The 23,486-nt window shown below is 70.7% G+C and carries 12 protein-coding genes; 1 reads left to right on the plus strand and 11 read right to left on the minus strand.

All coding sequences use genetic code 11. From position 1 onward, the window contains the following. From AABA78_RS27120 to AABA78_RS27130, 3 genes are all read right to left on the minus strand, one after another. Positions 1–4,123: AMP-binding protein (locus tag AABA78_RS27120; protein WP_338267229.1), on the minus strand; the 4,123-nt coding region annotated here is incomplete at its 3' end. An 83-nt stretch (positions 4,124–4,206) separates the two neighbouring features. Next, positions 4,207–5,625, minus strand: coding sequence for a cytochrome P450 (locus AABA78_RS27125; protein WP_338267232.1), 1,419 nt, complete (start codon positions 5,623–5,625; stop codon positions 4,207–4,209). A gap of 39 nt (positions 5,626–5,664) precedes the next feature. Next, the gene (locus tag AABA78_RS27130; protein WP_338267234.1) at positions 5,665–7,461 is read right to left on the minus strand and encodes an ABC transporter ATP-binding protein/permease; all 1,797 of its coding nucleotides are present in this window, start codon (positions 7,459–7,461) and stop codon (positions 5,665–5,667) included. 253 nt (positions 7,462–7,714) lie between these two features. On the opposite strand from AABA78_RS27130, the gene AABA78_RS27135 reads away from it, so the two are divergent. After that, entirely contained in the window at positions 7,715–8,977 is a 1,263-nt protein-coding gene (locus AABA78_RS27135; protein WP_338267237.1) for a winged helix-turn-helix domain-containing protein, read from the plus strand. A gap of 51 nt (positions 8,978–9,028) precedes the next feature. On the opposite strand, the gene AABA78_RS27140 is transcribed toward AABA78_RS27135, so the two are convergent. The 8 genes from AABA78_RS27140 to AABA78_RS27175 form a co-directional block, all read right to left on the minus strand. Beyond that, positions 9,029–10,183 (minus strand): cytochrome P450, encoded by a 1,155-nt coding sequence (locus AABA78_RS27140; protein ID WP_338267239.1) that lies wholly within the window; start codon positions 10,181–10,183, stop codon positions 9,029–9,031. Next, positions 10,180–11,103, minus strand: coding sequence for an acyltransferase domain-containing protein (locus AABA78_RS27145; RefSeq protein WP_338267241.1), 924 nt, complete (start codon positions 11,101–11,103; stop codon positions 10,180–10,182). The genes AABA78_RS27140 and AABA78_RS27145 overlap by 4 nt, the downstream gene beginning before the upstream one ends. Further along, positions 11,100–12,020: a prenyltransferase/squalene oxidase repeat-containing protein gene (locus tag AABA78_RS27150; protein WP_338267244.1), complete on the minus strand. Its 921-nt coding sequence runs from the start codon at positions 12,018–12,020 to the stop codon at positions 11,100–11,102. Before AABA78_RS27150 ends, AABA78_RS27145 begins: the two co-directional genes overlap by 4 nt. Continuing rightward, complete coding sequence (locus AABA78_RS27155) at positions 12,020–20,104, minus strand: RHS repeat domain-containing protein (RefSeq protein WP_338267246.1); 8,085 nt, start codon at positions 20,102–20,104, stop codon at positions 12,020–12,022. The genes AABA78_RS27150 and AABA78_RS27155 overlap by 1 nt, the downstream gene beginning before the upstream one ends. 28 nt (positions 20,105–20,132) lie before the next feature. Further along, a complete protein-coding gene (locus AABA78_RS27160) occupies positions 20,133–21,155 on the minus strand; it encodes a hypothetical protein (RefSeq protein WP_338267248.1) in 1,023 nt (340 codons plus the stop codon). A gap of 84 nt (positions 21,156–21,239) precedes the next feature. Then, entirely contained in the window at positions 21,240–21,950 is a 711-nt protein-coding gene (locus AABA78_RS27165) for a hypothetical protein (protein ID WP_338267250.1), read from the minus strand. A 68-nt stretch (positions 21,951–22,018) separates the two neighbouring features. After that, positions 22,019–22,516: a hypothetical protein gene (locus AABA78_RS27170; RefSeq protein ID WP_338267253.1), complete on the minus strand. Its 498-nt coding sequence runs from the start codon at positions 22,514–22,516 to the stop codon at positions 22,019–22,021. A gap of 33 nt (positions 22,517–22,549) precedes the next feature. Next, positions 22,550–23,398 carry a phytanoyl-CoA dioxygenase family protein gene (locus AABA78_RS27175; protein ID WP_338267255.1) on the minus strand — a complete coding sequence of 283 codons (849 nt, stop codon included), beginning with the start codon at positions 23,396–23,398 and terminating at the stop codon, positions 22,550–22,552. Positions 23,399–23,486: the final 88 nt, after the last annotated feature.

Here is a 23,486-nt window from a genome sequence, read left to right on the forward strand (position 1 = left end):
AGACGGAGAGGTCGAAGCAGACGGAGGTGCTGGCCAGTACTCCGGAGCGCTCCTCGGGGGAGAAGCAGTCGCGAGCCCAGAAGAGCATGGCGGCAGCGCTGCGGTGGCTGATGGCGACAGCCTTGGGACGCCCCGTGGAGCCCGAGGTGTAGATGAGGTAGGCGAGGTTGTCCGGGAAGAGGTGCAGGGGCGGAGGAAACGAAGGCCGCGAGGCGACTTCGTCGGCCACCTCATCGAGGCACAGCGCACGGTGAGCGCCCGGGGGCAGCCTGTCGCGGAGCGCGGAGTGGGACAGCACCAGGCCCGCGCGAGAGTCCTCGAGCATGAGGGCGAGGCGCTCGGAGGGGTAGGCGGGGTCGAGGGGGACGTAGGCGCCACCAGCGCAGAGGATGGCGAGGAGGCTGGTGGCGAGCTCGTCGGAGCGCTGGAGGAAGACGCCGACGGTGACTTCGGGGCCGACGCCCAGCAGGCGCAGGTGGTGGGCGAGGCGGCAGACGCGCTCGGAGAGGGAGCGGAAGGAGAGCTGCGTCTGCGAGGTGAAGAGGGCGGTGGCGTCCGGCGTGCGCGCGGCCTGGGCGAAGAAGAGGGAGGGGAGGGAGAGCTCCAGCGGGTAGGGTGTGGCGGTGGCGTTGAGCTCCACCAGCAGCCGTTGACGCTCGGCCTCCGGCAGTACCGGCACGGTGGAGACCGGCTGGCCGGGATCCGCGACGATGCTTTCGAGCAGCGTCATGAACCGGCTGCTCATCCGCTCGACTGTCGCCGCCTCGAACAGGTCCGAGTTGTATTGGAACGCGCCGACGAGCTCCGCGTCGTGCTCGGCCATCATCAGGGTGAGGTCGAACTGCGACACCTGCTGTTCGAGCGCGATGGCCTCGAACGGGAGTCCGCCGACCGTCATCGTGGCCCCCGAGGAGCCCAGCGCGAACTCAGGCAGGCCACGCAGCGCCGAAGGCAACTGGGCCTGCTGCAGGGTGAACATGGCCTGGAAGAGCGGTGACCGGCTCGCATCCCGCTTCGGGTGGAGGCGGTCGACGAGCAGGGCGAAGGGGAAGTCCTGGTGCTTCAGCGCCTCCAGGACGACCTGCCGCATCCGCCGTAGGAACGACTCGAAAGCGGGCCGTCCTGACAGGTCGGCCCGGAGGACGACGGGGTTCACGAAGTAGCCCACGACGTGGGCCGTGCCCGCCTCGGTCCGCCCCAGCGTCGGGGAGCCGACCAGGATGTCCTCCTGCCCGCTGTGCCGGTGCAGCAGCACCTGGAATGCCGCGAGCAGCGCCGTGAAGAGGGTTGTCTCGGCGCCACGCGCGAGCGCCTTGAGCTTCCCGCTGAGCTCGGCGCCCACCCTGAAGTGAACGGAGCCGCCACGGTAGGTCTGCACGGGCGGCCGCGGATGATCCGTCGGGAGGTCGAGGACGGGCAGCGTGCCCGCGAGCCGCTCACGCCAGTACGCCCAGAGCCGCTCCCCCTCGCCGCGCTCCAGCCGCGCGAGCTGACGCCGCACCGTGTCCGTGTAGCGCATGGACAGCGCGGGCAGGTTCGCCGGGCGGCCCGCGACCGCGGCGGGATAGAGCTGATCCAGCTCGCGGATCATCACCGTCAGCGACCACAGGTCGGCCACGACGTGGTGGACGACCAGCAGCAGCACGTGCTCCTGCTCCGAGCGCTCGAAGAGGTGGACGCGCAGGAGCGGACCGCGCTCCAGGTCGAACGGGCGGTGGGCCTCCGCGGTCAGCCGCTCCCTCAGCCACGCCTCGCTCGGGGCGGAGGCCTCCTCCAGCAGGAAGCATCCGTCGTGGAAGGGCGCGAGGACCTGCACCGCGCCGCCCGGCTGATCCACGAAGGTGGAGCGAAGCTGCTCATGCCGCTCCACCAGGGCCCGCAGCGAAGCGCGCAGCGCCGCCAGGTCCAGGGGGCCGCGGATCCGGACAGCGCTCGCGATGTTGTACGCGACGCTCCCGGGATCGAACTGCTGAAGGAACCAGAGGGCCTGCTGGCCCGGCGAAAGCGGAACCCTGTCCGAGCCGGCCTCCGCCGTGGGCGCGACGACCTCAACGCTGGGAGCATCCGACTGCGTCTCCAGCGCGCGCAGCACCAGCGCCGCCAGGTCGCCGAGCGTAGCCCCCTCCAGCACGTCCGCCATGGGCAGCGGCACGTGGAGGCACGACTCGACGCCGTGCTGGAGCTCCACGGCCATGAGCGAGTCGAGCCCCAGGCCGCTGACCGGTTGCCCCGAGGGGACCTGTGTGGGCGCCACCTGGAGGAGCCGGGCCACGCGCTCCCGCAGGTCCTGCTCCAGGAGCCCCGGTCGCTCTTCCGGAGCGGCCGCCAGCAGCCGCTCCCGGTCCAGCACGGAGGCCTCGGCTCCCTGTTCGACGCGGGCCGGCCCGCTGCGGCCGATGACGTCCAGGGCGCCCGCGCGGAACTCCTCCCGGCAGGCATTGCGTTGAATCTTCCCGCTCGACGTCTTCGGGATGCCGCCGGTCCGGATGAGGACGACCTCGGAGACGTAGACGCCATGCTGCTCGGAGAGGGCCTTCCGGATGGCGGCGGCCACGGACTCCGGGTCGGTCCGCAGATGCTGGCGGTCCAGCTCGTACACGATGACGAGCTGCTCCTCGCCGTCCGCTTCCATCGAGAACGCCGCGCCACAGCCGGAGCGCAGCGCGGGGTGGCTCTGCTCGGCGGTCAGCTCCAGGTCCTGCGGGTAGTGGTTGCGGCCCCGGAGGATGATCAGGTCCTTGAGGCGGCCCGTGACGAAGAGCTCGCCGCCCTCCAGGAAGCCCAGGTCCCCGGTCCGCAGGAAGGGCCCCTCCGTGCCTCCCGCGAGGTGCGCGTGGAAGGTCTGCGCCGTCTGCTCCGGACGGCGCCAGTAGCCCTGCGCGACGCTCGGGCCAGAGACCCAGATCTCTCCGACGTGCCCGGGCGCCAGCTCCACCCCCGTCCCCGGCTCCACGATGAGGATCCGCTGTTCAGGAAGGCTCTGGCCGCACCCGATGAAGGAGCGTGCGCCGTCGGTGCCGGGAGCCGCCTCGATGAACCGGTTCTGCTCCAGCGCCTCCGCTCGCGCGCTCCGCATCACCGGGAGCGCGGTGTGCTCACCGCCGGAGACGATCAGCGTCGCCTCGGCCAGGCCGTAGCAGGGGTAGAAGGCATTGCGGCGGAAGCCACGAGGCCCGAACACCTCCGTGAAGCGGTCGAGCGTCTCCGTCCTCACGGGCTCCGCGCCGGTGAAGGCGACATTCCACGCGCTGAGGTCCAGCTTCTCCACGTCCTCGGCCGTCGCCCGGCGCGCGCACAGGTCGTAGGCGAAGTTCGGTCCGCCGCTGGTCGTCGCACGCTCCCGCGAGACGGCCTCCAGCCAGCGCATGGGGCGCTGGAGGAACGCCAGCGGCGACATCAGCGTGACGGGGAATCCAACGAAGATCGGCTGGAGGATTCCGCCGATGAGCCCCATGTCGTGGTACGGCGGCAGCCAGATGACGCCCCGGCTCTCGGGCGTGTGCCCGAAGCAGCGCTGGATGAGCGTCAGGTTGTGCAGCAGGTTGCCATGCGTGAGCACCACGCCCTTGGGCGTGGACGTGGATCCGGAGGTGTACTGGAGGAACGCGAGCGTGCCGGAGGTCATCTCCGGGGCCCGCCAGGCCTCCGCGTGCGCGGCGACGTCCTCGCCATCCGTGGCCAGCCACTTCAGCGCCGCCAGGTCCGGCATGTCCGTGAAGAAGCCCTGGAGCATCTCCAGGATGGGCGACGTCGTGAGCGCCAGCTCCGCCTGGGCATCGGCCGCGATGGCCTGGAGCCGGGGGGCCTGGCGGGGCCGCATCGGCGGATAGGCCGGCACCGCGGTGACGCCGGCATACAGGCACCCGAAGAACGCGGCGATGTACTCCGGCCCCGGTGCGTACAGCAGCAGCGCCCGGCGCCCCGCCCAGCCCCCTTGGAGCAGGAGCGCGCCAATGGCCCGGGCCTGACGGTCCAGCTCCGCGTACGTCAGCAGGGCCTCTTCCGACTCACCGTCCAGCAGGAAGGTGAACGCACGGGCGTCGGGCTGATGGAGCGCCCGCGTGCGCAGCAGCTCGACGAGCGTGGAGAACCCGGGGGCGGTAGGGGAGCGCGAAGCATTCATGGCGGAAGGGGCCTTGGCGTGAAGGCATGGAGGTGCGGACGCGGCGTTGCCGCGCCTGCCGTTTCCCCCACACCGCGCTTCGTTCAGGAGAGGTCGACCATCTCGTGGATGTTGCCGCGCACGCCCGCGCGCACCGGCAGGCGTCCGGGCTCGCCCAGCGTCATCGGGATGCCGCGCTTCGGGAACAGCGTCAGCCGGACGCGGCGGTCGATCCTCGCGCCAGCGTCCAGCTGCATGCTGAAGCGCTGGAGCAGGATGGCGAGGACGATCTTCATCTCCATCATCGCGAACTCGGCGCCGATGCAGCGGCGCGCGCCCGCGCTGAACGTCATGAAGCCGTAGGGGTTCGCCGGCGCCTTGTGCCAGCGCTCGGGCTTGAACTTGCGCGGCTCGGGGTACAGCTCCGGCAGCATGTGCGTCATGTAGATGCTGAGGATGACGAGCGTGCCCTTGGGAATCGTGTACGCGCCCAGCTCCACCGGCTCGTTCACCACGCGCATGCTGTAGGTGCCCGGCGGCAGCAGGCGCAGGCTCTCCTTGATGCACCCCTCCAGCAGCGGCAGCTGGCCCAGGTGTTCGACGCCCGGAGCGCCGCCGCGCAGCACGGACTTCAGCTCCTCCAGCACGTTGGCGAGGATCTCCGGGTGCTGGGACAGCAGGAACAGCGTCCAGCCCAGGGCGTTGCCGCTCGTCTCATGGCCGCCGTTGAAGAGGTTGTTGGCCTGGCCGATCAGCTCGTGATCGGTCATCTCCGTCCCCTCCTCGTCGCGCGCCTGCATCAGCAGCCACAGCAGGTCGTGCTGCGACTGCGGGTTGGCGCGCTTCTGCTCGATCTTCTTGAGCAGGTGCGCCTCCAGCGTCTCGGACAGGCGCAGCAGCCGGCGGTAGGGCGTCCCCGGCAGGTCGCGCGGGAAGGCGAACACGCCCAGGCTCGTCTGGGTGTCGATCCACTTGCGGATGACGCCGCCCAGCAGCGAGGCCTCCGTGCGGGAGTCGGTGCCGAAGAGCGTCTTGCCCACGATGATGAGCGCCAGGTGCTGCATCGCCTTGGCGATGTTCAGCGGCTGTCCGACCTTCCACCCGGAGATGTACTCCTCCGTCACGCGGACCATGTCCTCGCAGTACACGTCCAGGTGCTTCTTGTGGAACACCGGCATGATGAGCCGCCGCTGCTTCTTGTGCCGCTCCCCGTTCATGGTGATGAGCCCGGAGTTCAGCCGGTCCAGGCTGGAGCCTGGCGGGATGGGCAGCGTCAGCGACATGGAAGGGATGTGGAACGTCGTGTTGTCCGTGAGGACGCGCTGGTTGTTCTCCGCGCCGAAGGCATAGACCCACTTCGGGTCCTGCTTCGCGAACGCGACGACGTTCCCGTAGGTCGCGTGCGCCTCGCGCATGTGCGCGACGGGATCGAGCGAGAACTTGATGAGGCTTCCCTGGAGTCCCAGCAGCGGCAGCGCGCTCGGTCCGGGGATGGACGGGGAGGATGGACGGGCAGTCGTCATGGAGGGTTCCTGGCGGTGGGTTCCTGGGAGTGCCGGGCGCTACTTCACGTACCAGCGGAGCCAGCGGGACATGGCCCAGAGGCCACCCGCGGCCATCACGAAGAGGACGGCGAGATCCAGGTAGAACCTGGGGCCAATCGTCCCGCCCAGCGCGTGCCGGAGGGCATCCGCCGCGTAGGTGGGGGGAATGGCGTAGCCGAGCATCCTCAGCGGGACGGGGAGGGCGGCCTCCGGGATGAAGACGGGGGCCGCCATGAGCAGGACGAAGACCAGCGCGTTCGTCACCATGACGATGAGGTCCACGCTCTTGAGCGCCGTGCCCAGCGTGACGCCCAGCGACGCGAGCGACAGGATGGTCAGCGGCATCAGCACCAGCACCCACGGGCTGAAGTGCAGGTCCACGTCGTACAGGACGGGCCCGGCGAACAGCGGGATGAGCATGCCCGGCAGCGTGACGGAGAGCCGGGACAGCATCAGGGAGATGACGAAGGCCGTTTTGCTGATGGGCAGTGAGGCGTAATAGAGCAGCAGGCCGTCGCGCTTCATGATGCCCACGCGCTGGGCCATGGTGACGACGCCCTCGACGACCACCGCGAACACGGACGCGCCGCTGATGATGTAGAGCAGGCTCTCGCGGTCGTTCAGCCCGCGGCCGACCCGGGCGAGCCCGAAGATCATGGCCAGCGGCATGAACAGGGAGAAGACGAGGAACAGGGGCCAGGACCTGCGCACCTCCCCCATCTGCTCCAGCCACAGGTGCTGGATGTCCACGAGGAACTTCCGCCAGCCGGTCAGCCGGGGCTCCCCGGGACGAGGCCGGAGGCGGGTGGGCGCCGCGGGCAGCAGCTCCACTGCCGCGTCAGCGGGCGCCGCCTCCACGACGACAGGGGAGGGCGTGGGCGGCGGGACGCCCGGGTCCTTCAGCTCCAGGTAGACGTCCTCGAGCGACGGCGGCGCGAGCCGGAAGTCATCGAGCCGGGCCAGCCCGAGCTGGTTGACCACGAGGTCGGTGGCGAGCGCGACCTGGAGGCTCGGCAGGTAGAGGCGATACCGCCCGGGGTGGGGTTGCTCCAGGTCGCCCATGGCCGACAGCTTGAGGTGGTTCTCCGGGGCCAGGCCCTCGCCGTCCCGCAGCTGCAGCTCCAGCCGGACCCGCGCGCCCAGGCGGGCCTTGAGCTCGCCGGGGGTGCCCAGGGCGATGATGCGTCCGGACTGCATCACCGCGACGCGCCGGATGACCTTCTCCGCCTCCAGCACGTTGTGGGTCACGAGGATGCAGGTCGTCCCGTGCTCGCGGTTCAGCCGCGCGATGACGTCCCACACCAGCCGGCGCTTGTGCGGATCCAGTTCATTGGTGGGCTCGTCCAGCAGCAGCACGGGAGGCCAGCCCATCAACGCCATGGCGAAGTTGACGATGCGCGTCTGGCCACCACTCAGTTGATATACGTACTGTCTGGCGCACTCCGTCAGGCCCAGTTCCTCTATCAGCTCCCGCGCCTGCTTCCGGGCATCCGCTTCCGTCTGTCCACGCAGGCGCCCTACATAGACAAGGGCCTGCTCGGCCTCCACGAAACGCAACCCCAGGCGTGTCTGTGGCAGGAATCCCACCAGTTCCTTGACGAGCTGGGGACGCCGGGTGACATCGATTCCCTCCACCAGGATGCGTCCGGAGCTGGGCTGGAGCAATCCCAGCAACTGGCTCACGAGCGTGGTCTTCCCGGCGCCATTCGGCCCGAGCAGCCCGAAGACCTCGCCTCGGCGGACCTCAAACGACAATGCGTCGTTGGCGACAATCTGGCGTTTGTCGCGCCCCTCGCCCTGGAAGGTGCGGGTCAAGTTCTCGACTGTGATTGAGACAGGTTCCAGAGACATGACCGAGCGTCACCCCAAAGGCGTCTGGCGGGTGCGCAATAAGACAGAGCGAATTGAACAAGTCGAGTAAATATTGATATTTAGGAAAGACACGTAATTCTACGTAGAGCTATGTATGTGATGTCTATTGTCGGAATTGTCTCGCGTGGCTTGAATGGTGAGACGCATCGTGTTGCCTGCGCTGGGACGGTGCGCGTGGTAGGTTCCGCGAGCGTTCATGCGCTCCGCTCAATCCCTCAAGACCCTCTCCCTCACGACGGCACGCCGGCTCGCGCTGTCCCGCCAGCACCTCGCGGGAAGCCGCGCGGCGGGCCCGGCCCGTTTCCTGGACGTGGTGCGCGACCTGTGCTGCCTCCAGCTCGATCCCACCCAGGTCGTGGCGCGCAGCCACCTGCTGGTGCTGTGGAGTCGCCTGGGCGCGTATCCCCTGGCGGACCTGGAGTCCTTCATCTGGAAGGAGCGCCAGCTCTTCGAGTACTTCGCGCACTGCGCCTCGCTGGTGCTGACCGAGGACTTCCCCATCCACCGCGCGCGGATGCGCCACTTCACGGCGGGCAGCTCCCTGCGCGAACAGCAGGCCGCACGCTGGTTGAAGGACAACGCGGGCTTCCGCCGCTACATCGTCGGAGAGCTGCGGCGGAAGGGGCCGCTGCCCTCGGACGCCTTCGAGGACCGGTCGCGCGCGGGCTGGCGCTCTGGCGGCTGGAACACGGGGCGCAACGTGAACCAGATGCTGGAGCTCCTGTTGGGCCACGGGTACGTCCTGGTCGCCGGAAGGGCGGCGGGGCAGCGCCTCTGGGGGCTCCCGGAGCACTGCCTTCCAGGCTGGACCCCGCAGGACGTGCTGTCCGTGCGTGACGCGGTCCGGCTCGCGGCGCAGCGGTCGCTGCGCGCACTGGGGGTCGCGCAGGCGGCGCACATCCGGCGCTACTTCGTCCGGGACACGTATCCCGGACTGCCCGACGCGCTGAGCGACCTGGAGGCGGAGGGGCGCATCCTCCGCGTGCGGATCCGGGACGGGAGCCGCGACATGCCCGGAACCTGGTACGTGCACGCGGAGGAACTCCCCCTGCTCGACAAGCTCGAGGCGGAGGAGGGCTTCTGGGAAGGACGCACCGTCCTGCTCTCGCCCTTCGACAACCTCATCTGCGACCGGGCCCGCACGGAGGCGCTCTGGGACTTCCGGTTCCGGCTGGAGATCTACGTGCCTCGGGAGAAGCGGCAGTACGGCTACTTCGTCATGCCGCTGCTGCACGAGGACCGGATGATCGGCCGGGTCGACCCGGAGCTGGACCGGGAGCACGGACGGCTGATCATCAACGCCATCCATGTGGAGGAGCACGCCGCCCGCTCAGCGGAGCCGGCCCGGGCGGTGGCCAGCGCGCTCAAGTCGCTGGCGACCTTCGTGGGCGCGCGGGAGCTCCACTACCCGGGCCCGGTGCCGAAGGCGTGGCGACGCGCGCTCGTCGCGGGGGCGTGAGGGGGGCTGTCGCTGCATTCGCGGCCCCCTGGGCGCCCAGGAGCTGGAAGCTCACCATCGCAGGGGCAGATGCCGGGGGCCACGGAGGGCCGCGAGCCCATGGGGCTCCATCGCCTGGATGTCGACGTGGAACACGCCCGGCGTTCGCCACAGTCCTTCGAGGATCACCCGGGCCTGCATCATCGCGAGCCCCGCCCCCGGACACCGATGGCTCCCCGCGCCGAACGCCAACCCATGCCGTGGCGCGCGCGAGGCGCCCTCGTTCGCGGACACCGGGCAGGGGTCGCCGCCCGTCGCGCCCAACCGCAGCAGCAACCGGGTGCCCTTGGGAATCCCCACGCCCGCGAGGCACACCTCCTCCGCGGCCTCCCGCACCGTGAGCTGCACCGGCGAGTCCTGCCGCAGCGCCGCTTCCAGCAGCAGGGTCAGGGCCTCCGCGCTTCGGGGCGCGGGAGGTCCTTCCCCCGCGGCCCGTTGCGCCGCCAGCAGCGCGCTTCCCACCAGCAGGCAGGTGGTGTCCGCCGCGCCCTTCATCACCGTCACCGCCAGGTCCAGCACCTGCGCGGCCTGGAGCTCGCCCCGATCCCTCGCGGCGACGAGCGAGGCCAGGAGCCCCGGCTCCGACGTCACCGGGAGCGATGCGAGGGCCTCCGACAGCTCGCGGGTCATGTCCTCGAAGGAGGCCCGCAGCCAGGGGGGACGCGACTGCGCGTTGCACAGCGCGCACACCCGCATCCACCGCGCGACGTCCGCCCGGCGGGCCTCGTCCAGGCCGAGCAACGCGGTCATCACCGCCACTCCCACCGGAACGCAGACGTCATCGATGACATCACACGTCCCACGGGGCGCGCTCACCGCCATCACCGCGTCGAACCCGGCCCGCGCGGTGGCCTCCAGCCGCGCGACATTCCTCGCGGAGAACGCCGCGCCAAGCTGGCGGCGCAGGTGCGGGTGGACCGGCGCATCCGACGCGAGCAGCGTGTCCCGGGCCGCCAGCGGCGCGGCGTCTCCGGGCGCGCGAAGCTCGAAGCTGTCCACGCCCAGCGTGCCCGCGCTGAAGCGCGAGTCGTCGCGCAGCACGGCCTCCACCTCCCGGGCACCGCTCACGACGTAGATTCCGTGGGCTTCGTCGTGGAGCACCCGGGGCGGCTCCGAGCCCTCCGGAGGCTCCGGAGGCACGGCGCTCTTGGCTGGAGCGGAGCTCATGACAGGGCCCCCGCCGTGGTGAGCGCCGTCTCCAGCGAGATGGCGCGCGCGCCCAGCCGTGGCGCCAGCTGGGACATCTCCGCGACGGGGCCGACCTCGATGAGGAGCGGTGCCCCCACCGTGCCCAGGGCCGGCACCGAGTCCAGGAAGCGCACCTGACCGCGGAGCATGTCCCACCAATGCGAAGCCGCCACGGAAGCTCCTGTCTCGAACCACCGCGCCCGAGCGCCGGACAGCATGGGCCGGGTGAGGGGCAGGGACGCACGTCCCTTCAGCGCGGCTTCGAGCGCCGCGCGTCCCTCCCGCAGCGAGCGCACGTGGACGCCCCAGGGAAAGGGCAGTGCCCGGATGCGGATGCCCGCCGCCGTGAGCCTCCGCTCGAGCCCCGCCACCGCGTCCGCGTCTCCCGACAGCACCGTGACGCCCGGCTCCATCCTCGCGCCAATACCCACCGCGCCCTCTGGCAGCGTCGCCAGCAGCGCGGCGCACTCCGACTCCGGCAGCCAGGTGATCAACATGCGGTGACGCCCGGCCTCGGGCTCCAGGCTCCGTCCTCCGTGGAGCGCGATCCGCAGCGCGTCCTCCCAGCCGAAAGCCCCCGCCGCGTGGGCCGCGGAGACCTCGCCCGCGCACACGCCGAAGACCGCATCCCCATCCACGCCGTGGGCGCGCAGCGCCGCCAACGCCGCGACCTGGACCCCCACCACCAGCGGAAACGTCACCGACACCGCGAGCCGGGGACCGCCCTCCGCGCGCAGCTCCAGCAGGGGGGACCAGCCCGCCTCCTGGCGGACGAGCGCATCCCCCGCGTGGAGCATCTCCCGGAACACCGGCTCCCGTCGCGCGAGCCCCAGGACCCACGCTCCGTCCAGTACCGTGCCTCCCGGGAAGGCCAGCACCTGTTTCACCGCGCCGCTCATGCGGACCGTCCTTCCACGCGCGCGAGCGCCTCCAGGCACAGCGCCGTCGTCAGCTCCTCCGAACCCCAGAACACCGCGTGCGGCGTGGGCGGCTCCGGGCCCGCGTAGAACGCCTCCCGCTCCCAACCGCCCTCGGGCGTCTGCCGCGCCAGCAGGGTGTCCACCGCGCGGTGCTCCTCCGGGCCCAGGTCCACCCCGTGCGCGAGGAGCGTGCAGAGCGCCATCGCGAGCGACAGCGAGCCCCCTTCCGCAGCGAGCGCCTGCCTCGAGCGCGCCACCGCCGCGTCCCGGCAGACGCCGAAGCCGCGCACGCCGTGCTCGAACGCCCGCGCCACCGCGTGGTGCAGGGACAGGGGCTGGACGTAGTACGCGCTCGCCCGGTCATCGCGGCCCTGGAGGATCTCCTCGATGACCAGGTCCCGGGCCGCCAGCGTCTCCGGGCGCTCGCCCAGGTACAGCAGCACGTTCGCGTTCACCACCGCGTCCAGGTCGTTGTTCCGGTTGGGCGGACGCAACCACGTCAGGAACAGCCCCGACGCGTGCCGGTTCGCAAGCAGCGCCGGCACGTTGTTCTCGATCCCCGCGTCGTCCCGGAGCGCGAACGAAGCACAGCACGTGTCATCCACGTCGGGGTCAATGGGCTTCCCATTCCGCGAAGACCAGTACCGCCAGACGCCGGGCGCCTCCTGCTCCTCCCGCAGGAAGGCGCGTGCCTTCTGCGTCATGGCCTCCACCGTGGGACCGCTCACGTAGTCGAGCGCGTGCAGCACGAAGGTCGTCACGAACGGGGACGAGTCGAACGTGCCCTCGTCCCGGAGGTGCGAGTCGAAGTGCAGGGTGCTGGCGAACTCCCCGTGCGCGAGCTGCCTTCGCGCCAGGAAGTCCACCGCGCGCTCGATGGCCGGACGGGGGCGCATCACAGCCCCGAGTCGTCGTTGAGGATGGTGTTCTGGGCGTTGAGGGCCTGGTTGCGCCGGAAGGCGTTCTCGTTGGCGCGCGCCTGCTGCCGCTGGACCTGCTTTTCAATCTTGTAGTTGGTGACCTCCGGGACCAGTCCGTTCAGGGCGCCGAAGGCGACACCCTGGATGAAGCCGATGAGCGTGGAGGTGGCATCCGCCTTCGTGAGCGCGGCGTTGACCGGGGCACTGGCCAGGCCTCCCGCCACACCGGCACTCACGCCCCGGATCGTGGCCTGGACCGTGCCCTTCAGGGAGGTGGTGCTCAGCGGCTTCTTGAGGATGCCGCCGACGCTGCCGCCCACCGCCGAACCGATGGTGCCCGTGACGAAGCTCTGCCATGCCGCCGTCGCGGGATCCTCTCCCATCAGCGCCGCCTGCGCCGAGGCCTGGGCCGAGGACACGCCGCCCTCCACCACCGCGCCCACCGCGATCGTCGTGGCGGTGGCCAGGGTCGCGTTGGTGATGACCGATTGCGCCGCGATCGCCACGCCGCCCGTCAGCCCGCCACTCAGCGCGCCGCCCACGGTGCTGATCGCCAGGGTGCCGAAGAAGATGCCCGCCGCCTCACTGCCCTTGGCGCCGGAGCTGGCCACGGACACCGCGCCATTCACGATGCCCGCCACCGCTCCGAGTCCCGCGCCAATCGCGATGGCGGGGGCCACTTCGACGATGGCGGCGGCCACCGCGGTGGCGGCGGCGACGAGCGCGGCGATGAGCTCCACGAAGAACTCGCCGTCCGGGTCGATGTACACCAGCGGGTTGTTGCCCGCGTAGGCGTACGGGCTGCTGAACTGATGGCGCGGATCCGTGGAGCGCAGCCGTCCCTGGCGCGGCGAATACATGCGCGCCCGGAAGTCGTAGTCCCCCGTCTCATCCAGCTCCCGCGCCACGAACCGGTAGGGGATGACGTCCGGCTGCGACCCCAGCGCGCCCCCGTCCGTGTCGCCGTAGGGCAGGTAGTCGTAGCCCGCGAGCAGGTTCGCCTGTTCGTCCAGCACCGCGCGGATGGAGCCGAGCCGGTCCGTGACGATGAAGCCCCGGAGGCCTGCGCCGCGAAGCTGCACGGGCCCGCGCGGGCCCCAGATGTACTGGACGCTGTCTCCACCCGTCACCTCCGCGAGCACGTCGTTGCCCGCGCCCCGGAGGTACAGCTTGGACACCGACTGACCGGTGCCCTGCGTCACCGTCTTCTGGAGCCGCCGGGCGTCGCGGCCGTAGCGCACGTCCACCCGGGTGCCATTGCCCATCCGTGTCTCCAGCACCCGGTCGCGGAAGCCGTCCCAGGTGGACGTGGAGCCTTCATCGCCACCGGTGGTGTCGACGAGGGTCGTCTGGTTGCCGTTGGCGTCGTAGCCGAAGGTGACGGCCTCCGGCGGCGCGCTGAGGCTCTGCGCGCGGTCCTTCGTGGCCGGGGTGTACGTCTGGGTGAGGTCCGCCTGCTTCGTGAGGTTGCCGTTGGCGTCGTAGGTGTAGGGCTGCGCACCCTGGCCGTCGCCGGCGTCGACGCTCGACAGCCAGCCGCGCGGATCCATGCCGAAGTTCGACACGCGCTCGGGGCGGGGACCGCGGGCCGCGGTGGTGATGCGCGAGGGCATGCCCCCGTACCAGCCGGCGCCTCCGCCCGGAGGCAGCGCGTAGTCGGTGGTCTCGCTGAACTGGCTGCCCTGCGTCTGCTGGAGCCAGCCGGGCGGCGCATACGCGAACGTCCGCGTCACGCCCACCTGTTGTCCCGCGTCCGTGTACACGGCCTCCGTCGCGACGCCGCCGTTCGTCCCATACGTGTACGCCGCGACACGCTGGCCGTTGACGAGGATGCCGGCCACCCGGCCCGCCACGTCGCGCTGGTAGTCCAGGGACACGCCGTCGGTGCCCGGGTAGCCGATGAAGCCGACGTCACCCTGGTTGTCGTAGGTGTAGTGCGTCACGTAGACGGTCGGGTCGCCCGACACCTGCACCGAGTACTGGCGGATGGTGATGTAGATGTCGTGGGTGATGATCTCCGTGGACGTGAAGCCATCGGTCCCGGGCACCGCTGGATCCACCTGGTTCTGGCTCACCACCTTCACCAGCTGGCCCAGCGAGAACAGGTTGTCGGGCGTGAGGGTCGGGCTCACCTGGTCATAGGTGTAGAGGTTGGACGCCGTGGCCTGGGGATAGGACTGATCCTCCAGGTGCTGGGCCAGGGTTCCCGGCCAGGCCGAGGGCGCGCAGCCCTCCTCGACGACGCGGGACTTCGCGTCGTACTTCCAGTAGCGGATGTAGGGCGTCGTCGCGGCGGCACCCCGGGCATCCTGCTGGAAGCGCAGCCGTCCCCGGGCGTCGTACATGGAGCGGGTGGTGCCCGCGTTGGCGCGCGTCTCCGTGAGCGGCTGCCCGATGAAGTCGTAGCTGAACGTGTCCGTCCAGCCCATGGGCATCGTCGTCGAGGTGCACCGGCCCGCGGCGTCGTAGACGCTGCGGGTGATCTGCCACGTGGCGGGAGCGGAGGCCGCGCTGCTCCTCACGGCGGTGAGGATGCTGGAGCCGCGCTGGTCCACCATCGCGACGGAGGTGATGCCGTCCGGGGTGATGGAGGTGGTGCGCGCGAGCTTGCCCGCGGTCACGCCCAGGCTGCCGTCGTTGAGGCCGTACTCCCAGCGGGCGGTGTGCGCCGGGGTGCCGGGGCTCGTGGGGATGGCGTAGGCGTCACCCGGCACGCCGCGCTCGACCTCGCGGCCCAGCGGCGAGGCCTCGTAGCGCGAGCGGGTGTAGGGGAACGCACCCGAGGCGGGGTTCTGCGTCTTCACCAGGCCCGACATCGTGAGCGTGCCCCAGTCGAAGGTGGCCAGGTCCTGCCGGTACGCACCCCACGTCGCGCCGGTGGGCGTCACCACGGCCCCCTGGGTGCGGATGGCGTCGCGGCCCATCGTGTCGTGGATCGTCGCGGTGCCGAGCAGCCCGCTGTCGAGCGCCACCTGCTCCTGGTTCAGGCGCCCGCCGCCGTCCAGGTAGCTCAGCTGCACGTCCGAGTCGGTGATGAAGCAGGCTTGATCGAAGGCCACCCCATCCGTCGCGACCAGCGCGAAGTCGCGGGAGGGCGTCTGCGCGCAGAGGTGCGTGAGCGCCAGCCCGCCGTCCGTGATGAGGATGAGCTGCGCGTCCTGCACGAGCACCAGCCACTGCTGCGGGAACGCGGTCACCTGCACCGCGCCATTGCCCGCCACCAGGTAGTAGCGCGCGCGGCTGGCCGCGTCGCTCACGCACCAGGCCTGACCGGACGCCAGGACGACGACCGTGGAGGCCGGGGCCAGCGGGAGGCCGGCCAACATGAACAGGTTCAGGAACTCCGGGGGCAGCGTGCCCGCGTCGAGCGTCCCCGTGAACGACGAGGCCACGTCCAGCAGCGAGCGCACCGGCGCGGTCGCCACCGTGCCGCCGTTCTCCTGAAGGGCCCAGGTGGCCTGCGACGGCTGCCAGAGCAGCTGGAGCGCTGGCCCCAGCAGCATGCCCACCTGCGAGGTGAGCAGCCCGTCCGGACGCACGCGGACCGACACGCCGAAGCGGTCCTGCAGGCCCTCCGTGGGCTCCGGGAAGCCGGTGTAGTGGATGGCGCCCTGCTGGTGGGAGGCGACGTGGTGGAGCGCGGCGCCGCTCGTCGTCCACTCGCTCGGCACCTCGCTGGTCCAGGTCCCCGCGAAGACGTCACCGACGTTGAAGCTGTCGTAGATGCCCACCCCGCGCGGCTTGAGGGTGATGAGGCAGTTGGGGTCCTGGGCGCTGAAGCTCCCCTGGTTGCCCCGGCGGGAGAGGTACGCGCCCTTCATCAGGATGACGTCCTCGAGCGCGTCCACGGTGAGGTCCGTCTCCTGGAAGTCACCCTGCACGCGACGGCGCATCGCACCCATGTCCAGCACCTGCGCGTCCTCCACCAGGCGCACGGCGTCGTAGATGGAGCCGGTGAAGGTGGCGGCGAACGGCGAGAAGCGGATGTTGTCGATGCGCAGCTCCTGGCCCCGCGTGTTGCTGAAGCCGAGCGTCAGCGCCTGGGGCGAGGTGTCCGCCGGCAGGTCGAACAGCACGTAGAAGTACGTCCACGCGCCGCCCGTGTCGGGAATGGCCACGCTGGCGAGCGGGCCCGAAGCGCCGGTGACGTAGCAGCTGGCGCCGCCCGGCCCCGCGTCGAAGCCGGTGGGGGTCTTCAACCAGCAGGACACGATGTAGCGCTGGCCCACGGTCTCCGTCACGTTGAGCGTGCGCTCCAGCGGGGACGCGGCCTGGGTGCCGGCCAGGCCGACCGAGCGCAGGCCGGTGAACGAGTCGCCGGAGGCGATGGCCGCGCTCAGCGTCGCCGCGCTGCCCGCGAGCGTCCAGCCGGTGAGGTCCTCGTAGGACTCGAAGTCCTGGTACGCCACCTGTCCCGCGACGACGCTGGCGTTGCCGAAGGTGGCGACGACCAGCTCCTGGGTGGTGTCCAGGAGCTTCGCGTTCGTGAGCCCGTCCTCGGCGATGTACTCCTGGATCTCCCCGCGCAGGTCCCGCTGCGTCACCTCCCAGCGCCGCTTCCAGTGGGAAGCGGAGGGCAGGGTGGTGTTGGCCCAGTCCGTCGGGCTCAGCGTGGCGCCGGCATCGAGCGCGAGGAAGTTGCGGAAGGCCGCGGGCGCCAGGTAGGCGCCCACCTGCGTCCAGGTGGTGGCCTCGCTGAGGACGATGGCCCCATCCACGGTGACCGTCCGCTGGGCGCGGGGCGCGAGCAGGTTCACCGCGGGCGTGGCGAACGCGGGGTACTTCTCGTAGGCGTAGACGAAGGACTCGGTGACGGTCTCGTCCGCGCCCGTCGCCGGGTTGTAGTTGGTGCTGACGGACGAGCGCACCTGTCCGTTCGCCTCGTCGTAGAGGGTGGACGTCACGCGGGTGAGGGGCGGCTGCGCGGAGGCGCCCATCGGGTTGACGTCGAAGACGGTGTCCGACGTCTGCTTCTGGCGGACGTAGGCGCCCAGCAGCTTCCGGGACGCGCCGGTGGCCGCGTCGATGACGGTGCGCACCACCTCCCATTCCCGCACCGTGCGCGCGACCTCGTGGCCCGCGCTGTCGTATCCGGACACCCGCTTCAAGAGGCCGTTGAGCAGCGAGTACGGCGTGTTCGAGGTGTCACCCTGGGGCGTGAGGCCGTCCTGGTACTCGTAGACGGAGTAGCCCTCCGGGCACGACGTCGTCTGGTTCGTGCCGAGCGCGGCCTTCACCTGGCTGAACTGGCTGGCCAACCCGTACGGACCGCAGTTGCCCACCGAGCCCGGCAGGTTGTAGTCGAACGCCGCCTGCACCGGCACGCCCAGCCCGTCCCGTGACTCCACCGACGCGACCACGAACGTGGGCACCTGCCCGCCGGTCTGCTGGTTGAGCACGCGGTGCAGGGTGAGCGAGTCCGGTTCGTCGAAGGACGACCCCACGTACGTCACGAAGGCGGAGGGGCCCACCAGGTCCGTCCCCGGGCCGGTGGCGTCATCAGGCACGTAGACGCGGCCGGTGAGCAGCGTCGCGTCCTGCGCGAGCACGCCGTTCTTCATCAGCCACGCGTAGGACGTCCCGTCCGGCATGCCATACGCGAGGAAGTACGGCGCCTGGTTCGCCACGTAGACGGAGTCCAGGGGCAGCTGCTGGTCGAGCAGCACGAGCTCGCCCGTGGGCTGCTGCTCGTAGATGCGATTGCGGACGGTGACGAGCCGCCCGTTGAGGGTGGGGGACGCCGGGCCCTGGGTGCCACCCGCGGGGATGAGGGTGACGAACTGGTCGCCGTACGGGTCATAGGTGGCGATGGCGCTCTTGTCGCTGCTCACGCCCACGGCCAGGTCGCCGCCGTAGGCGAAGCGGGCCACGGCCGTGCCTTCGTTGAAGTCGCCAAAGGTGCCGCGCTGCCACTGGTCGCCGTTGAAGCGCAGCAGGTTGCCCACGTTGCCCACCAGGCTGCCGGTGGCGCTGGACTGGAAGATGGGCTCCTTCGTGTCGGCCGGAACGTCCGTGGCGATGATGGCCGGCGGCTGCGGCAGCGGGTTGAAGTCCCGGTCCCACGGATAGACGCGCACCGTGTAGTCCACCGTGTTGCGGGACTCATCCGCCGCCGTCAGGTACGTGGCGGTGACGAAGGTGCTGGAGAGGCTGAAGGACAGCTTGGGCAGCTCCTCGTTCCAGACGTACTGGGGGATCGAGTCCAGGGGCGCGAGGCTGTCGTTCCAGTTCCGCGTCACCGGATCCAGGTAGTGCAGCGTGAGCGTCAGCGGCATGCCCTGCTGGTACTGGCACACGGTCAGCACGTTCTCGTTGGCGCCGAGCACCCACTGGCCATCCATGGTGGTGGTCAGCAGCAGATCATCCCGCACCCAGCTCCGGTCGCGCGGGTTCCAGGTGTACCGGGCGATGTCGGACTGGCCCGCGACGGCGAGCGCCACGAACGCGCGTCCGGTGACGGCCTGGTAGCTGTTGTCCTGGGAGAGGACGTCCGGCGTGTCGAGCGCGACGGCGTCCCAGTCCCCGTAGCGGCCGAAGGCGGGCGTGACGGCCCAGGCGACGAGCTGTCCGTTGGTGCCCGCGCCGCCGGTCATCCCGCTGACGAGGAAGAAGTCGTCCTGGAACGACACGTCCAGCGTGGACAGGTCCAGCCCGTAATCCAGCTGCTGGGACAGCGGCTGGGACGGGAGCCACCGCCCGTTCCAGTCGTAGACGCTGACGGTGAGGCGCTGGCCGTCCGCCGCGTCGTAGTGGGTGACGACGACGGCGTCCGGACCGAACCAAGCGCGGGGGATGCCCGGCACCCAGTCCGGATCCGTGCGTTGCAGCGTCAGGTCCAGCGCGGTGCCCTGCAGGGGCTGGGCGCGGTAGGCGTACGTCACGGTGCCGCCGCTCGGGAAGGTGAGGCTCTTGAGCGCGCCCCGGTGCACCGGCCCGGACGCCGGCTCCGTGCCGGTGTAGTAGTCGAAGCGCATGCCGGGCAGCAGCTTGCCCACGCCGTTCACGGTGGTGATGCCGCGCAGGTAGCGCTTGTAGAGCGACGAGGACGGGCCCGGCGTCGAGGGATCCGCCAGGTTTTCCACGGAGTATTGCAGGCGCAGCGTGAAGACCTCCACGGGCGACTGGGCCACGTCCTGGAGGACGGTGACGCTGTCCAGGAAGCGCGTCTCGTAGCGGTCCTGGAAGGCCTCCACGTTGGACGTCGGGTTCTGGTGCGGCTTCTGGTACTCCGCGATGGTGGGGGTGTTGAGCTTGTCCGCGTAGTGGAAGTTCACCGTGCGCCCGGAGGGGTCGCGGATGCCCGTCAGGTACGAGGCGCGGCTGTACGTGAGGCCGCCCTGTCCACCGATGCGGACCTGATCATCCGAAAAGCGCGAATAGGAGAAGAGGATCTGGTCCCCCCACGCGTTCTGCACGGAGGCCAGGTTCCAGCTGATGGGGAAGGTGCTCTGGCCGCCCTGGACGCTGCTGTCGGTCCAGTTGCCCTGAGTGCCGCCCCACTTGATGGCCATCCGGAGCGCGTTCGGATCCTCTCCGGCCTGGACGTCCGCGCCGTAGATGCGCACCAGCCCGTCCGTGGTGGTGATGCGCCACACCTGCTGCTGGGGCTGGTAGACGATGCGGGAGAAGTCCTCGTTCTCCGACTCGAACGTCCACTCCGTGGACGTGCGGTTCGTGAGGAAGAGCTGGCTGCGGGAGCCGTCCGTCGCGGCCAGGTAGTACGCGTCGTCGTACTGCGACACCGAACCCCGGACATCGAGGACGATCATCTCGTAGGGCAGCGACCAGCCCAGGCCCACGATGCCGGTGGGGCTCTCCAGGTTGCGGGTGGACACCTCCACCTGCACCTCGCTGTCGTAGCTCAACAGGACGTCCGCCTTCAGCCCGCCCCGGTTCTCCAACGTCAGCAGCGGGAGCTGGAAGGACACGTTGCCGCGGAAGAGGTTGACGTTGTCCGTCAGGCCCGCGTCGGAGGCGTTGAGGTTCTGGAAGGTGCGCAGACTCGGGATCGTCGCCTCTTCGGTGACGCCCACGGGGTTGCTGGAGGTTTCGATGCTCATGGTGTGCTCCTAGGCGGGGCGGAAGGGCTCACTGCTGGAAGAGGTAGACGTTCAGCCGGTGCACGCCACCGGGAGCGATGCCGAGCCCGAGACAGCCGATGCCGACCCTCCGGGCGTGCAGGAGGGGCAGCGGGTCGCGGAGCGGAAACGGGTGCAGCGGGAGCACGTCCGTCTGGGTTCGCAGGACGTCCACCGCCTGCTCCAGGGACAGGCCCGCGCTGCGCGTGCACACGTCCGCCTTCGCATCCACGAGCGCGCCGGTGCGCAGCTCGAAGCCGGCGGAGAAGGTCAGGGCCCTGGGAGGCACCGCCCCCCGGACGAGCACGCTCGTGAGGAAGGCGATGAGGGTGGGCGCTTCCAGCAGCGGAAGCGCGAAGGAGGACAGCGGCGCGGGAGCCTCCAGCCGCCAGTAGAGCTTGGCCCGGGCCCGAGCGGGGCTCTCACCCTCGAGCCCCACGCCCAGCAGCCGGCACCCCGGCGCGAGCGTGGACACGAGGCGCAGGGCCTCCTCGGGCCGGGGCAGCAGGGCGCGCACCCAGCGGCGCGCCGCGTCCCAGGCGCCCGCGCCCGGAGGAGGGCTGGCGTAGAGCCCCACGCCCGGGGTGCCCAGCGGGAGCGCGAGCCGCAGGATGCCGGTGGGGTACTCGCGCAGGGACGCTTCGTCCCAGGGCACCACCACGTCCAGCGTGTCCATCAGCGGGGCCGTGAGGGCCTGGGCCCGGCCCGCGGCCAGCGCGGCGCCGAGCGCGGCGCGGCTCGCGTGGGCGCGGGCCACGGCGTCGGGTTCGTCGAAGCAGGGATCGCCAATCAGCCGCGACGCCCAGCGCTCCGCGCGCCCGGCCAGCAGCAGCTGCAGCGGGGAGCCGTTCGCGTTCAGGTCGGAGACGCCCGGGGGATGGCGCCCTTCGGACGGCGCGCCGTGCAACAGCACGCGGGCCTGCGCGGAGAGCTCCTCGCGGGGGCGGCCGGTGAGGGTGGCTGCGACGTCCAGCAATCCCTCCCACTGGAGCGGGGCGGGGGAGGCCAGGGCGGTGGCGTGGGAGGAGGGCATGGAGCGCGAGTGCGGCGGGGAGGGGACGGACAGCGACCCGCGCGGGGCCGACAGGGCGGCACCCGCGCGGGCATGGAGGGGGCCTCAGCCCTGGGGCTTGATGACCTTGATGATTCCGATGTTGCCGGTGGACGAGCCGGGCTGGCCGTCGACGCCGTTGGCGCCCGCAGTCTGGCCCTGGACGCCCTGCTTGCCCTTGTGCGCGTTGTAGCCGGCGCCACCGCCCTGGCCGCCCGCGCCGGGCTGGCCGCCCACGCCGCCCTTGCCCGGCGCGCCGACGACGCCCGCCAGGGCGTTGGTCGTCACCTGCCCGCCCGGGGTGTTCACCGTGACGGTCACCTGCTGGGCGTAGCCGCCGCTGCCGCCGTTGCCGCCGTTGCCGCCGGGCGCGCCATTGGCACCGTTGCCGCCGTCACCGCCGTCGCAGCCCACGGCCTGGCACGAAGGCCCCGTGCCGCCGTTGCCGCCGTTGCCGCCGTTGCCGCCGTTGCCGCCGTTGCCGCCCTGCTGGCCGGGACCGCCCTGGGACCACACGGCCAGCGTGCCCGTCAGCGTGCCGATGCTGATGTCCGCCTGCAGCGCGGTGGAGCCCGTCAGGCCGGGCTGGCCCGCGAGGCCCGCGGTCCCGACAGCGCCGTCCACGCCGCGCTTGCCGTCGACGGAGCAGTGGGAGTTGCCCCAGACGCAGCTGCCGCCTTCGCCAGCCGGGCCGTTGACGCCGGGGTTCCCGTTGCCCCCGTTGGCGGCCTGGTTCTGGACCGCGCCCATGATGCCAATGTGATAGGGTTTGCTCATTGGTAGGTGTCTTCCGTGTGTGTGTTTCAGGGTTGTTCAGCGGGGTTTCACGAACTGGGAGGGATGGCTCAGCTGGGCGTGTACTGCATGACCAGACGGGTCACGTTCAGCGTGAAGTTGGTGGTCTGCGTGGTGATCCACGAACCATCCGGGATGTTGAGGGTGTCGTAATTCCAGACCACCGGATTGCCATTGGGCCCGATGAGCGTCTCTCCGGGCGGCAGGGTGCCGGTCCCCATGGAGACCACCGCGAGCGTCAGCGGGAACGACTCCGCGCAGTGGGCCTCGTGCTCCGCGGACAGCTCGCGGGTCCCGAAGAGGTAGCCATTGACGTGGTGCTCCAGGGGCAGCTCCTGACCCGCCGAGGCGTTCGCCACCGCGTCGAGCATCGCCTGCCGGGCCTCGCGCGCCTTCGGGTCCTGCGGCTGGACCAGCTTCTTCAGCTCCTGCATCGACTGGACCACCACGGTCGTCGCCTGGTGACCCTTGCTGTCGATCTCCGCGCGGCTGTGCCCGAGCTGGGCGGCGCGCGCATAGAACTCGTTGCTACCAACGAACTTCGCCATGGTTCTGCTCCTTGGGTTGTACAGGGGGACTGCTCACGACACCGCGGCGTGGGACGCCCGGAAGGCCTGCTGGTGGAGCTGGTTCAGCTCCGCGGAGCTCAGCTGGGGAATGGCGCCATCGGCGAAGCCGAGGCTCTCCACGCCCTGGGGCCGCTCGCCCACGATGTTGCGCAGGTAGAAGGCGTCATCCACGCGGAAGACCTCCGGGCGCCGGTCCTCGCGGCTGCGGTCGAGGTAGCCGTGGATGAGGTCGGCCTCCTCGGGGACCAGGGCCAGGTTGACGGCGAGCCGCGCCTGACCGCTCACGTTGTGCGGCGAGGCGTGGACGAGACCGTGGTCGTAGATGACGGCGTCGCCCGCGCGCAGGGGCAGCTCGGTGAGGAAGCGCTCGCGGATCTCCTGCGCGAGCGTGACGTAGGGGTTGGGGAAGAACGGGCCGCGAAGGACGCGCACGAAGTTGTGGCTGCCCTTGAAGACGTGGAGGCGGCCGTTGGCGGGCGTGGTGTCCACCAGGGGGCACCAGACGTTGAGGGAGCGCAGGCGCGGCTCCTCCACGAAGCTCCAGTCCTGGTGCACGGGGACCTCGCTGTCGCGGCGCCCGTGCTCCTTCATCACGAAGTTGCCCACGACGGCGCGGTAGCGCGACAGCAGGGGCAGGACCTTGGGGGCCAGCAGCTCCCGCACCGCGATGTCCACCCGCGTGCGCAGGGCCACGTCGCGGCTGAACATGGTGGCGTGAAAGCCCATGCCCACGCTGGGAAGATGGGCGTGGTAGGCCTCATGGAGGGATTGGACTTCGCTGGCATCCAGCAGGGGAACGACGACTGCCCCTTCGCGCTGAAACAGGGCTTCATGCGCGGGGTCACTGAAGACGCGTCTCATGGTTTCTCCCAGACCGTGAATCCATCTGTCTGGGAAAGGAATGACGGATTCCGCCATTCACATCCATGGGCACTTCGGTGACGGTCGC

The organism is Corallococcus caeni (genome assembly GCF_036245865.1).
GTDB classification, from domain to species: domain Bacteria; phylum Myxococcota; class Myxococcia; order Myxococcales; family Myxococcaceae; genus Corallococcus; species Corallococcus caeni.

Coding starts and splice junctions, on each gene's coding strand:
- AABA78_RS27170 (WP_338267253.1), bottom strand. CDS start 22,516: ATGGCGAAGTTCGTTGGTAGCAACGAGTTCTATGCGCGCGCCGCCCAG.
- AABA78_RS27160 (WP_338267248.1), bottom strand. CDS start 21,155: ATGCCCTCCTCCCACGCCACCGCCCTGGCCTCCCCCGCCCCGCTCCAG.
- AABA78_RS27150 (WP_338267244.1), bottom strand. CDS start 12,020: ATGCGCCCCCGTCCGGCCATCGAGCGCGCGGTGGACTTCCTGGCGCGA.
- AABA78_RS27135 (WP_338267237.1), top strand. CDS start 7,715: ATGCGCTCCGCTCAATCCCTCAAGACCCTCTCCCTCACGACGGCACGC.
- AABA78_RS27145 (WP_338267241.1), bottom strand. CDS start 11,103: ATGAGCGGCGCGGTGAAACAGGTGCTGGCCTTCCCGGGAGGCACGGTA.
- AABA78_RS27140 (WP_338267239.1), bottom strand. CDS start 10,183: ATGAGCTCCGCTCCAGCCAAGAGCGCCGTGCCTCCGGAGCCTCCGGAG.
- AABA78_RS27155 (WP_338267246.1), bottom strand. CDS start 20,104: ATGAGCATCGAAACCTCCAGCAACCCCGTGGGCGTCACCGAAGAGGCG.
- AABA78_RS27165 (WP_338267250.1), bottom strand. CDS start 21,950: ATGAGCAAACCCTATCACATTGGCATCATGGGCGCGGTCCAGAACCAG.
- AABA78_RS27175 (WP_338267255.1), bottom strand. CDS start 23,398: ATGAGACGCGTCTTCAGTGACCCCGCGCATGAAGCCCTGTTTCAGCGC.
- AABA78_RS27125 (WP_338267232.1), bottom strand. CDS start 5,625: ATGACGACTGCCCGTCCATCCTCCCCGTCCATCCCCGGACCGAGCGCG.